Raw genomic sequence first — 12,542 nt, 5'->3', positions numbered from 1 at the left:
CCCGCGATGCGGTGGCGGCCCCGGTGTCCCGACCAGGTGCACCCGGGCCGCCACCGTTTTCGACGCCGCCGGTGATCGCCCTACACGACGACGGTGAAGGCCGCGACGCGTACCTCGTCGAGGTGCCGGAACTCGAAGAAGAGGCGATAGGTGCCCGTCGACGGCACCGTGATGCCGAACGCCACCACCGAACTGGCCTGACTCGCCGCCGCCGGATGGACGTGCAGGTACGCCAGATCGCCCTGGCGCAACGCGACCAGGTGCCCGTACGCGCCCAGGTGCGGTTGCAGGTCGTTGACCGGCTGCCCGAGGCGACCGAGCCAGACGAGCACCTGGTGGGATTCGCCGGCCCGCAGGCCGCCGTCCAGGGTGACCGTGTAGTCGTCGACCAGGACCGTCTCCTCGGGCGGATCGAGTGGCCGTGCCGCGTACCGGCCGGGAACCGGCAGGTCCGTCCCGAGGGTGACCCCCGCCTGGGCGCCGAGCGGCCAGAAGTCGGCGATCACCCGCAACGGGCCGGGTGCCGACGGGGTGACCCGCACCCGCCAGGTGCCGTCGGGCGACATCTCCGGATGCAGGTGCTGATACCCGGAGAGGTCACGGCCGACCAGGATCAGGTGCATCCGGCGCTCGTGGTTCTCCTGGAACTCGGTCAGTGCGGCCCCGGTCTGGTCGCTGATCTGGAAGGCCAGCTCACCCGGCTCGCCGGCGGTCAGGTCCGGCGTGTGCAGCGCCAGAGACCAGCCGTCACGGGAGACCTCCAGCCCGCCCGGACCGTGGCCCGCGTGCCCGCCCGGCACGGCACCGGACGACCGGGCCGGAGTGCCGCTCGGGCCGCCGGCCCGCCCGGCGAAGAAGCCGACCGTCAGGGTCAGCGCGAGCACCAGCGCGATGGCCGCGTAGCGCGTCGGCGGACCCGACGTCGGTTCCGGAACGGGGGGACCGGTCGCGTACTCCCGGGTGGGCGGCACGGCGACGGAGCCGACGGCTTTCGCCGCCGGCCCCTGACTGGTCGTCGTCACGGCAGCCGGGGCTGCAACACGAACAGCCCCTGTTCGATGCCGCTGACCACGACGACACCGCTCGGGAAGTACGGGTAGGTGCTCCAGGCGCCGTTCATCGAGGAACTGTTGCTGGACGGGTAGACGTCGAAGTACCCGGCCTCGGTGGCGCGGCCGGCGGCCACGTTGGTCAGGTCCAGGATGCGCAACCCGGCCCGATAGTTGGCCTGGTAGCTGTACTTGCCCTTGACGTACTGGTTGTGGTCGGTGGCGGCGACGCCGGAGGGCGCGCTGTAGGTGCCGATGTGTCGAGGGGCGTCCAGGTCGGCCAGGTCCCAGATGTAGGTCTGCGTGTTCACCCCGCGACGGGACTCGTCCAACTCGTCGTCGAGCAGGAAGTAGCGCTGGTCCTCGGTGAACCAGCCCTGGTGGGTGTACGCCCGACCGGTGTACCCGATGCGGGCCAGCTGTCGAGGGGCGGACTTGGTGGTCACGTCGACCACGGTGACGGTGTCCTCGTTGGAGCTGACACAGATCTCCCGCCCGCTGTAGGCGGTGTCGGGACCCCGGTAGACCACGCACTGGGTGTCGTGGGTGTATCCGTCGTTGCTGACGCAGCCGGCCGACGTCGGGGACTTCGGGGTCCGGATGTCGACCATGTGCAGGCCGCCGCTGCAGGTGTTGGTGCCGACCGCGTACGCGAAGCCGGTCTGCTCGTTGATGGCGATGTTGTGCGAGTTGCCGAACTGGTTGTACTGCGCGTTCGTCGTCCAGGTCTGCGGCGTGGTGACGCCGCGCAGCCGCGTCAGGTCGAAGACCTGCATGCCGTGCCCGGAGACGTCCGCCACCACGTAGGCGTGGTCACGGTAGACCTTGATGTCCCGCCAGACGGCGGTGCGGTTCTGGTACGCGGGCAGGTTGCCGAGGTACACCGGCGCGGTCGGGTCCGAGATGTCCACGAACGAGGTGCCGTTGCGGCGGCCGACCAGCGCGTACTCCTTGCGGGTCTGCGGGTCGGTCCAACCCCAGATGTCGTTCGCCTGGCTGCCGCCGATGCCGGACAGCGGCATGAACGACAGCAGGTCCACGTTGCGGCAGGGGTAGCCGGCCGCCTGACCGTTCGTGCAGGCCGTCGCCGCGAGGGCAGCCGCCTGCTGGGTCGGTTCCCGTTGCGCCATGAACTCCTGCGCCGACGCCCGCCCGGCGGGTGTGGCGGGGTCGTGTGCCACCGAGGGCGAGCCCGGCCCCAGCGTCGACACCACCAGGGCGCCGACGGCCAGGGCCAGGCCGATCCGGACGATTCGCATCTGTGCTCCCTCTCGTCGCGCGGGGGCGGACGGCGTCCGAGCCGGCGGAGGACGGCGCGACAGGAGTCCACCGGGCCGGCGTGGTGCCCGTGCGGAGGTCGGATACCTATCGATGATTGTGGATCGGCGATGTTACGGGGGGAAGTCGCCTCCTGATATCGCCTGTGTCATACCGGGGCGGCGTCGCCGCCGTTCTCGGCGCTCGTGGAGCGGGTGCGCGCATGCGTGTTAGGAAGGGACCCTTGCTATGCACGAGGCGTTAGCAGGGGGCCCTTCCTTTCCCCCGACCCCAGCGTGAGAGAGGGCCCGGCGCGATGCGCCGGGCCCTCTCTCAGTGCGTGCGGTACTAGCTGTCGCCGCCGGTCTCGCCGACCGGGGCGGCGTTCACGTCGTCGATGGCGTACTTCTTGGCTGCCTCGGCCGGTACGTGCGCCGGTACGACGCCGCGCAGCGCGAGCTGCCGCAGCGTGGCGACCGCGATCGACTCGGCGTCGACGCGGAAGTGCCGGCGCAGCGCGTGCCGGGTGTCCGACAGGCCGAAGCCGTCGGTGCCCAGGGAGGTCCAGTCACCGGGCACCCAGCGGGAGATCAGGTCCGGCACCGCGCGCATCCAGTCGCTGACCGCGACCTTCGGCCCGTCGGCGTCGGCCAGCTTCTGCTGGATGTACGGCACCCGCTGCTCCGCGCCCGGGTGCAGGAGGTTGTACGCCTCACACTCGACCGCGTCCCGCCGCAGCTCGGTCCAGGAGGTCACCGACCAGACGTCGGCGGCCACCCCCCAGTCCTGGGCGAGCAGCTGCTGCGCCTTGAGCGCCCACTGCATGCCGGTGCCGGAGGCGAGCACGTTCGCCCGGGGGGCGTCACCCTCCACCGACGGGGCCGCCGCGTACCGGTAGATGCCCTTGACGATGCCCTCGGCGTCGACGCCCTCCGGCTCGGCCGGCTGGTGGATCGGCTCGTTGTAGATGGTGAGGTAGTAGAAGACGTTCTCCTGCTCCTCGCCGTACATCCGGTGCAGGCCGTTCTCCACGATGTGCGCGATCTCGAACGCGAACGCCGGGTCGTACGCGACGACGGCCGGGTTCGTGGCCGCGAGCAGCAGCGAGTGGCCGTCCTCGTGCTGGAGGCCCTCGCCGTTGAGCGTGGTGCGACCGGCGGTGGCGCCGAGCACGAAACCACGGGCCATCTGGTCGGCCGCCGCCCAGAAACCGTCACCGGTGCGCTGGAACCCGAACATCGAGTAGAAGATGTACATCGGGATCATCGGTTCGTCGTGCGTGGCGTACGACGAACCGGCGGCGGTGAACGAGGCGACCGAGCCGGCCTCGTTGATGCCCTCGTGCAGGATCTGACCGGCGGTCGACTCCTTGTACGACAGGAACAGCTCCCGGTCGACCGAGGTGTACCGCTGACCGTGCGGCGAATAGATCTTGGCGGTCGGGAAGATCGAGTCCAGGCCGAAGGTCCGTGCCTCGTCCGGGATGATCGGCACCCAGCGCCTGCCGAACTGCTTGTCCTTCATCAGGTCCTTGAGCAGCCGGACGAAGGCCATCGTGGTGGCCACCTTCTGCTTGCCCGAGCCCCGCTTCACGTCGGCGAAGCGCTCGCTGCCGGGGATGGCCAGGGGCTTGGCCTCGGTCCGCCGGCTCGGCAGGTAGCCACCGAGGTTCTTGCGCCGCTCGTGCAGGTACTGCATCTCGTCGGACTTCTCGTCCGGCCGGTAGTACGGCGGCAGGTACGGGTTGTCCTCCAGCGCCGAGTCCGGGATGTCCAGGTAGAGCCGGTCGCGGAACGTCTTCAGGTCGTCCAGCGTCAGCTTCTTCATCTGGTGCGTGGCGTTGCGGCCCTCGAAGTGCTGGCCGAGCGTCCAGCCCTTGATCGTCTTGGCCAGGATCACCGTCGGCTGCCCGGTGTGCTCCGTCGCCGCCTTGTAGGCCGCGTAGAGCTTGCGGTAGTCGTGCCCGCCGCGCTTGAGGTTCCAGATCTCGTCGTCGCTCAGGCCGTCGACCATCTTGCGGGTCCGCGCGTCCCGACCGAAGAAGTGCTCCCGGACGTACGCCCCGGACTCCGCCTTGTAGGTCTGGTAGTCGCCGTCCGGCGTGGTGTTCATCAGGTTGACCAGCGCGCCGTCGGTGTCGGCGGCGAGCAGCGGGTCCCACTCCCGGCCCCAGACCACCTTGATGACGTTCCAACCGGCGCCCCGGAAGAACGCCTCCAGCTCCTGCATCACCTTGCCGTTGCCGCGGACCGGACCGTCCAGGCGCTGGAGGTTGCAGTTGATCACGAAGGTGAGGTTGTCCAGCTCCTCCCGGGCGGCCACGCCGATCGCGCCCAGGGTCTCCGGCTCGTCCATCTCGCCGTCGCCGAGGAAGGCCCAGACGTTCTGGTCGGAGGTGTCCTTGATGCCCCGGTGCTGGAGGTAGCGGTTGAACCGGGCCTGGTAGATGGCGTTCAGCCCGCCCAGCCCCATCGAGACGGTGGGGAACTCCCAGAAGTCCGGCATCAGCCGGGGGTGCGGGTACGACGGGAGCCCGCCGCCGGGGTGCGACAGCTCCTGCCGGAAGCCGTCGAGCTGGTTCTCGCTGAGCCGACCCTCCAGGAACGCCCGGGCGTACATGCCGGGGGAGGCGTGCCCCTGGTAGAAGATGTGATCGCCGCCACCCGGGTGGTTCTTGCCCCGGAAGAAGTGGTTGAAGCCCACCTCGTAGAGCGAGGCCGAGCTCGCGAAGGTGGAGATGTGTCCGCCGACGCCGATCTCGGGACGCTGCGCACGGTGCACCAGCATCGCCGCGTTCCACCGCACGTACGCCCGGATCCGGCGCTCGATGTGCTCGTCACCCGGGAACCAGGGTTCGCGCTCCGGCGGGATCGTGTTGAGGTAGTCGGTGGTGGTCAGCGACGGTACGCCGACCTGGCGCTCACGGGCGCGCTCCAACAGGCGCAGCATCACGTATCGCGCCCGCTTGGTGCCACGATCATCGATGACACCGTCGAGCGACTCGACCCATTCGCTGGTCTCTTCAGGGTCGGTATCCGGAAGCTGGCTCGGCAGTCCGGCCGTGATCACCGGGCGCTTGCGTTCCGTAGCCACAGGCGTTCCCTCGGTTGTGTGTGGGATAGGTCTCTAGCGCCATCCTGCCCCGTCGCGGCACTCGCCGTCACGTCCACCCGGCCCAAGGGCGACGCGCGACACACGTACCGAACAGTAACTTCGCGTCGCCGCGCAGGCCCGGACGGGTAGTAGACGATCTTGCCAGGAAACGCCGCCGAGCGCGCCGGTACAAGGTTTCGTAACCGGGCAGAATGGGGGGTATGCGTAGTGAGGTGATCAGCATCCGGACCGGTTCCCGGCCGACCGTCCGGGACATCACCGCCGAGGCCGAGCAGTTCCTCGCCGGGCAGGGCGACGGGCTGCTGCACGTGTTCGTGCCGCACGCCACCGCCGGGGTGGCCATCATCGAGACCGGCGCCGGCTCCGACGACGACCTGCTCACCGCGCTGGACGCGCTGCTGCCCACCGACGACCGCTGGCAGCACCGGCACGGTTCGCCCGGACACGGCCGCGACCACGTGCTGCCCGCCTTCGTCGCCCCGTACGCGACGCTGCCCGTGCTCGGCGGCCGGCTCGCCCTGGGCACCTGGCAGTCGGTCTGCCTGGTCGACACCAACGGGGACAACTCCAGCCGGCAGGTCCGCTTCTCCTTCCTGCCCGGCTGACCACCACACCCGCCCGGCCGGCCACCGCGAGGCGACCGTCCCGGCGGCGCGCCGCCGACGTAACGGCGGAACTGCCCGAACGTGGCCGGATCGTAGAATGTCGACCATGCCGCGACCACCCGCCACCCTGGTCGGCCCGGGTGGGGCCGACCGGTCCCGGGTGGCCGGCGACACGGTCCGGCGGATCATGCACGTGGCCGCCGCCCTTCGGCACCACCAGGACAGCGAGATCGCCGCACTGGGGCTGACCCCGGCGGTCGCCCGCGCGCTCTACGAACTGGACCCGGACCACCCGCTGCCCGCCCGTGAGCTGGCCGGGCAGTTGCGCTGCGACCGGTCCAACGTGACCGCGCTGGTCGACAAGCTGGAGCGGGCCGGGCTGGTGGAGCGTCGTGCCGACCCGGACGACCGGCGGCAGCGGACCCTGGTGGTGACCGAGGCGGGCCGGCGGATGCGGGACCGGGTCCACGGGGTGCTGTCCGACTCACGACTGCTGGCCGGACTCAGCACGGAGGAGTTGGCGGCGCTCGGCGAACTCGTCTGGAAGGTCTCCGACGGCGGTTGCCCGGAGCGGCTCGGGACGTAGTCGGGCGCCGCGCCGTCCCAGGTGCGTGAAACGTGCTCAGGTGGGCGAGGCGTGCCTCGGTCGGTAATGCTGTCGGACGTGACCACCCCGCAGGATCTCGACGACCGGTTCCGGGAGGCCCTGGCCGCCCTCGCCGCGCCGGGGCGCCGCGCCGACCCGGCACAGCCGGTGGCCGACGGTGCCACGCTGACCGGCGCAGAGCTGTTGGACCTCTTCGACGCACAGGTCACCAGCCGCCAACTCGACCTCGCCGGACGCTGGCTCCGCGGCTTCGGCGAGGGCTACTACACGATCGGTTCGGCCGGGCACGAGGGCAACGCCGGGGTCGCCGCGGCGCTACGCCCCACCGACCCGGCCCTGCTGCACTACCGCTCCGGCGCGTTCTACTGCGTGCGGGCCGCTCAGGCCGCCCGCAGCGGGGAGCCCGACACCGGCCGGGACCCCGACGCGGAGCCGGCCGGCGACCACGGCGGCCCCAGCACCGACACGTCCGCGCCCGCCGGGCAGGCGACGGAGGTCGACCTCGACCCGGCCGAGGACGCGCCGCCGGTCGGCAGGGTCGGGCACGCCGAGGAGGGCCCCCGGGCCGCTGATCCGCTGGACGACGACGAGCGCCCGGCCGGGAAAGCGGAGGCCGCGGGCGACGAGCGGCGGGCGGTCGACCCGGTGTACGCGGACGCGGCCCGGGACGTGCTGCGGGGCATGGTGGCCTCGCGCGAGGAGCCGATCGCCGGAGGCCGGCACAAGGTCTTCGGTCGGGCCGACCTCGCCGTGGTGCCGACCACCTCCACGATCGCCTCGCACCTGCCCCGGGCGGTGGGCATGGGCCTCGCGGTGGAGCGGCTGCGCCGGCTGGACACGCGACCGGAGCCGACCTGGCCGGGCGAGACGCCCGTCGCGACGACGTGGGCACCGGACGCGATCGTGGTCTGCTCGTTCGGGGACGCCTCGATCAACCACGCCAGCGCCACCGCCGCCTTCAACACCGCCGGCTGGTACGACCACACCGGTCTGCGCATCCCGGTGCTGTTCGTATGCGAGGACAACGGCCTGGGCCTGAGCCTCCGGTCGCCGCAGGGCTGGGTGACGACGGCGCTGCGGTCGAAGCCGGGGGTGCGGTACTTCGCCGCCGACGGCACCGACCTGGTCGAGACGTACGAGGTGGCGGTCGAGGCGGCGGCCTGGGTCCGCCGCCACCGGCGCCCGGCCGTACTCCACCTCACCACGGTGCGGTTGATGGGGCACGCAGGCGCGGACGCCGAGAGCGCGTACCGGACGGCCGGGGAGATCCGGGCCGACCTGGACCGGGATCCGGTGGCGGCCACCGCGCGACGGTTGGTCGAGGCGGGCCTGGCCAGCGGTGCGGAGCTGCTGGAGCGCTACGACGAGATCGGCTGGCGGGTCCGCCGGCTGGCCGAGGGGGTGCTCGACGAGCCGAAGCTGTCCAGCCCGGCCGAGGTGGTCGCCCCGCTGGCGCCCCGCCGACCGTTGCGGGTGGCCCGTGCGGTGGCCGAGGCGGGCGACCGGGCGGCCGGGCCGGACGCGGGCGCACGGGTCGAGGCGTTCGGCGGCAAGCCGCCGGAGCTGGTCGGCCCGCTGACGCTGGCGCAGAGCATCAACGCCGCGCTCACCGACGGGCTGCTCGACCATCCGCAGATGGCCGTCTTCGGCGAGGACGTCGCCGCCAAGGGTGGGGTGTACGGGGTCACCAAGGGACTGCGGGACCGGTTCGGTGTCGCCCGGGTCTTCGACACCCTGCTCGACGAGACCTCGATCCTCGGCCTGGGGCTCGGTGCCGGGCTGGCCGGGATGCTGCCGGTGCCGGAGATCCAGTACCTGGCGTACCTGCACAACGCCGAGGACCAGTTGCGCGGCGAGGCGGCCACCATGGGGTTCTTCTCGCAGGGCGCGATGCGGAACCCGATGGTGGTGCGGGTGGCCGGGTTGGCGTACCAGGAGGGCTTCGGCGGGCACTTCCACAACGACAACTCGGTGGCGGTGCTGCGGGACGTACCCGGGCTGGTGATCGCCGTACCCGCGCGACCGGACGACGCGGCGGCGATGCTACGGACCTGCCTGGCGAGCGCGGCGGTGGACGGCAGCGTCTGTGTGTTCCTGGAGCCGATCGGGCTCTACCACACGCGCGACCTCTACACCGACGGCGACGGGGAGTGGCTGGCCGGGTACGCCGAGCCGGGCGCCTGGGCGGGCGCACACGTGCCGGTCGGGCGGGCCCGCGTGTACGGCGTCGGCTCGGCCGAGGACGTCACGATCATCACGTTCGGTAACGGCGTCCGGATGTCGCTGCGGGCCGCGTCGGCGCTTGCCGACGAGGGCGTCGGCACCCGCGTGGTGGACCTGCGTTGGCTGGCCCCGCTACCTGTGGCCGATCTCATCCGGGAGGCCACCGCGACCGGCCGGGTGCTGGTGGTGGACGAGACCCGACGCTCCGGCGGGGTGGGTGAGGGAGTGATCGCCGCGCTGGTGGACGCCGGTTATGTCGGTGCGGCACGACGAGTGGCCGCAGTTGACTCATTTGTGCCGTTAGGTCCGGCTGCCCGTCAGGTCCTGGTGTCCGAGGAGGCCATCACCCAGGGTGCCCGTACGCTGCTGGCACGGTAAATTTCGTTCCACCCGGTGCGCCACTTGCGCCGGAGGGCACAACTGTGTGGACTTTGCCTGACGGCGTTCGAGGGGACGCCGCGAACTCGCCACGAGATGAGGAGGCACGCGACAGTGAGCGCGACCGCTGGTCAGGCTGCCGACGGGGTACGCAGCCTGGCGGACCGGTTCGGCATCGAGCCGGGGATGGTCGTCATGGAGATGGGGTACGACGAGGACGTCGACTCCGATCTCCGGGACGCCCTGACCGACCGTTGTGGTGACCTGGTCGACGAGGACACCGATGAGGTGGTCGACGCGGTGCTGGTGTGGTACCGGGACGGCGACGGTGATCTTTTCGAACTTCTCGTGGACGCCCTCGGCCCCCTGGCCGACAACGGGGTCGTGTGGCTGTTGACGCCCAAGGCCGGCCGTGACGGGCACGTGGAACCGAGTGAGGTCTCCGAGTCCGCACCCACCGCAGGCCTCCAACAGACCTCCACCATCAACGCCGGCAAGGACTGGAGCGGGGCCCGTCTCGTGCTGCGCCGAGGTGCCAAGGGCAAGAAGTGACCCTGCTCAGCGGTGTGACAGGCTGAGGCCGACCCGACCTGACTCCCGAAGGAGCTCGCATGCCGATCGAGGTTGGCGCCGAGGCGCCGGACTTCGTGCTGAAGGACCAGAACAACCAGGAGGTCCGGCTCGCCGACTTCCGTGGCCGGCGCTCCGTCCTGCTGGTCTTCTACCCGCTGGCCTTCACCGGCATCTGCCAGGGCGAGCTGTGCGAGGTGCGGGACAACCTCGACGAGTACGTCAGCGACGACGTCCAGGTACTCACCGTCAGCGTCGACTCGGTGTACGCCCACAAGGTCTGGGCGGACCGCGAGGGCTTCCAGTTCCCGCTGCTGTCGGACTTCTGGCCGCACGGTGCCGTCGCCCAGGCGTACGGCGTCTTCAACGAGGTCGCCGGCATCGCCAACCGGGGCACCTTCGTCATCGACAAGAACGGCGTGGTCCGGTTCGCCGAGATGAACATGCCGGGCGAACCGCGTGACCAGCACGGGTGGCGCAAGGCCCTGGCCGAGGCCGGCGCCTGACCCGTCCCGAACGGTGGTAACCGTCCGGTAGGGCCGGTGGGCGGCAGGGTAGGCTTGCCAACCGCCGGCTCGCCGTACGGCGTTCCGGGCGCGTAGCTCAGCGGGAGAGCACTCGCCTTACAAGCGAGGGGTCGCAGGTTCGAAACCTGCCGCGCCCACCAGATCGAACAACGGCCCGGAGATCAGTTCTCCGGGCCGTCTCCGCATCGTTCTCCGGGCCGTCTCTGCATCGGCGGTCGTGGCGGTGACGTCGCCGTGGGATACGTCGAGGTCGCCGACGTGCGGTTCGGGTGCGAAAATGCGCGTCGGCGGCGACCTTCTTGGTTCCTACTTCGGCGCCTTTCGAGCTGAACCGTTTGCGCTATCGCAGATCCTCGGCACGGAGCGCCGGAGGCCGGGGCCGCTCACCGCGATCCGTGGACGCTTTCAGCTCGAAAGGGCCCGACGTGCTGTCGGTCAGGTCCCGAGCATCAGCCGAGCGCCCGCCGTACGGCAGCCCGGATGCGGACACGGGCGCGTCTTTCGTGGGCCGCGCGTGACGATGGGGGTGCGGTCTCCGGCAAACGGAGCCGAGCCGGACGGGTGCCGCGTACCGTCGTCGTCGGGTCGGTGCCGACGCGGACGGGGAGGGGCGCGAGTGGGCTACGCCGAGGTCGCCGACGTGCGGTTCTGGTACGAGATACACGGCTCCGGTCGGCCGCTGGTGCTGCTGCACGGCGGGTTCGGCGCGGTCGAGACCTTCGCCGCGATCCGGCCCGCGCTGGCGCAGCGCCGCCAGGTGATCAGTGTCGACCTGCCGGGTCACGGACGCACCGCCGACGTCGACCGTCCGATGCGGTACGAGTCGATGGCCGACGACGTGGCCGCGTTCATCGGTCACCTGGGTCTGGGTCCGGTCGACGTGCTGGGCTTCTCCCTCGGAGGCGGGGTCGGCCTGCGGCTGGCGGTCCAGCACCGGCACCTGCTTCGCCGACTGGTGGTGGTCTCCGCGCCGTGCCGACGTCAGGGCTGGTTCCCCGAGGTGCTCGCCGGGATGCCGGAGCCCGACGAGGCGGCCGGCGAGCGGATGACGGGCATCCCGGCGTACGAGCTCTATCGACAGGTCGCGCCCCGCCCCGACGACTGGCCGAAGCTCTGGGCCAGGACCGGCGAGCTGTTGCGCCGCGAGTACGACTGGTCGGCGGAGGTGGCCGCGCTGACCACCCCCACCCTGCTGGTCTTCGCCGACGCCGACTCGATCCGTCCCGCGCACATGGTCGAGTTCTTCGGCCTGCTCGGCGGCGGACACCGGGACGCCGGTTGGGACGGTGCCGACCGGCCGGACGCCCGCCTGGCGGTCCTGCCCGGGCTCACCCACTACGACATCGTGGACTCGCCCGCCCTGCCGGCGGTGGTCCTCCCCTTCCTCACCCACACCCTGAACACCCCGGTCTGAGTACTTCAGCCTGATCGCGCCGCCGGCACCGTGCCGGTCCATCCGGCACGTCCTTCACCGCGTGTAGTGCAGCATGATCACGCCCGCGCCGATGGGGGTGGCGTCGACCAGGCTGAAGTGCTGCAGGTCGAACGAGCGGTCGGCGAGCGGGATGCCGCTGCCGACGACGATCGGATTGACCTTGACCACCAGTTCGTCCACCTCCGGCAGCAGTTGGCCGGCGAGCTGGCCGCCGCCGCAGAGCCAGATGTCGCCGCCGGACCGTTGCTTGAGGTCGCGGACGAAGGCGACCGGGTCACCGGAGACGATCTCCACCGCCGGGTCGTCGGACGGCGGCAGCGAGCGGGCGAAGACGTACTGCTTCGAGCGGTTCGCCCCCGACGAGACGGTGCTGGCCGGACTGGCCGCCCGGGAACCCTCCACGGCCCTGCTCACCGACTACGTCCGGTACATCGTCGAACGGACCACCCGGCAGCCGGAACTCACCCGCGCCCTGATCGAGCTGCGCCTGGAGGCGACCCGCCGTCCCGACCTGGCCCGGATCCTCGGTGCGACCCTGCGCCGGGGCTACCGCGACGACGTCGCGCACCAACTGGCCGCCGGCCTGCCCGGTGGCGCGTTCGAGGTGACCCTGCTGCGCTACGCCGTGGACGGGCTCCTGCTCGACCTGCTCACCCCCTCGATCGACGCCGGGTTCGACCCCGACGACGTGGTCGTCGCCCTGGTGTCCCGGTTGACCGCCGAGCCCTCCTGACCGCCGACCGCCACCGGACGCCCCGGGTACGCGAGGACTGTTCG

The 12,542-nt window shown here is 71.3% G+C and carries 10 protein-coding genes, 1 tRNA gene and 1 pseudogene; 8 read left to right on the top strand and 4 right to left on the bottom strand.

Annotated features, from left to right (window positions below; genetic code table 11):
• Positions 1-80: 80 nt before the first annotated feature.
• The 3 genes from HUT12_RS25400 to aceE all read right to left on the bottom strand — a co-directional run bounded on the left by HUT12_RS25400 (position 81) and on the right by aceE (position 5,399).
• A complete protein-coding gene (locus tag HUT12_RS25400; RefSeq protein WP_254876953.1) occupies positions 81-1,022 on the bottom strand; it encodes a hypothetical protein in 942 nt (313 codons plus the stop codon).
• A complete protein-coding gene (locus tag HUT12_RS25395) occupies positions 1,019-2,308 on the bottom strand; it encodes a choice-of-anchor B family protein (protein ID WP_131054673.1) in 1,290 nt (429 codons plus the stop codon). Before HUT12_RS25395 ends, HUT12_RS25400 begins: the two co-directional genes overlap by 4 nt.
• A 346-nt stretch (positions 2,309-2,654) precedes the next feature.
• Entirely contained in the window at positions 2,655-5,399 is a 2,745-nt protein-coding gene (aceE, locus tag HUT12_RS25390) for a pyruvate dehydrogenase (acetyl-transferring), homodimeric type (protein ID WP_131056632.1), read from the bottom strand.
• Positions 5,400-5,620: 221 nt separating this feature from the next.
• Between aceE and HUT12_RS25385 the strand changes: the two genes are divergently transcribed.
• The 7 genes from HUT12_RS25385 (at position 5,621) to HUT12_RS25355 (ending at position 11,744) form a co-directional block, all read left to right on the top strand.
• A complete protein-coding gene (locus HUT12_RS25385) occupies positions 5,621-6,025 on the top strand; it encodes a YjbQ family protein (RefSeq protein WP_162854388.1) in 405 nt (134 codons plus the stop codon).
• A gap of 106 nt (positions 6,026-6,131) precedes the next feature.
• Positions 6,132-6,611: a MarR family winged helix-turn-helix transcriptional regulator gene (locus HUT12_RS25380; RefSeq protein WP_131056628.1), complete on the top strand. Its 480-nt coding sequence runs from the start codon at positions 6,132-6,134 to the stop codon at positions 6,609-6,611.
• A 66-nt stretch (positions 6,612-6,677) separates the two neighbouring features.
• Positions 6,678-9,233: a thiamine pyrophosphate-dependent enzyme gene (locus HUT12_RS25375; protein WP_176095968.1), complete on the top strand. Its 2,556-nt coding sequence runs from the start codon at positions 6,678-6,680 to the stop codon at positions 9,231-9,233.
• Positions 9,234-9,347: 114 nt separating this feature from the next.
• Complete coding sequence (locus HUT12_RS25370; RefSeq protein ID WP_131055312.1) at positions 9,348-9,785, top strand: DUF3052 domain-containing protein; 438 nt, start codon at positions 9,348-9,350, stop codon at positions 9,783-9,785.
• Between the two features lie 59 nt (positions 9,786-9,844).
• Complete coding sequence (locus HUT12_RS25365) at positions 9,845-10,309, top strand: peroxiredoxin (RefSeq protein ID WP_131055314.1); 465 nt, start codon at positions 9,845-9,847, stop codon at positions 10,307-10,309.
• Between the two features lie 86 nt (positions 10,310-10,395).
• Positions 10,396-10,470, top strand: a tRNA-Val gene (locus HUT12_RS25360).
• A gap of 476 nt (positions 10,471-10,946) precedes the next feature.
• Positions 10,947-11,744: an alpha/beta fold hydrolase gene (locus HUT12_RS25355; RefSeq protein WP_176094984.1), complete on the top strand. Its 798-nt coding sequence runs from the start codon at positions 10,947-10,949 to the stop codon at positions 11,742-11,744.
• 54 nt (positions 11,745-11,798) lie between these two features.
• Here the strand turns inward: HUT12_RS25355 and HUT12_RS25350 are convergent.
• Positions 11,799-12,107: pseudogene (locus tag HUT12_RS25350) on the bottom strand (dihydrofolate reductase family protein); the annotation flags it as partial.
• A 25-nt stretch (positions 12,108-12,132) separates the two neighbouring features.
• On the opposite strand from HUT12_RS25350, the gene HUT12_RS25345 reads away from it, so the two are divergent.
• Complete coding sequence (locus tag HUT12_RS25345; protein ID WP_236145917.1) at positions 12,133-12,498, top strand: hypothetical protein; 366 nt, start codon at positions 12,133-12,135, stop codon at positions 12,496-12,498.
• Positions 12,499-12,542 lie beyond the last annotated feature (44 nt).

The organism is Verrucosispora sp. NA02020 (genome assembly GCF_013364215.1).
Taxonomy (GTDB): Bacteria; Actinomycetota; Actinomycetes; order Mycobacteriales; family Micromonosporaceae; genus Micromonospora.
Note: the sequence above shows the minus strand (reverse complement) of the source record. Positions and strands in the feature narration are given on the sequence as shown.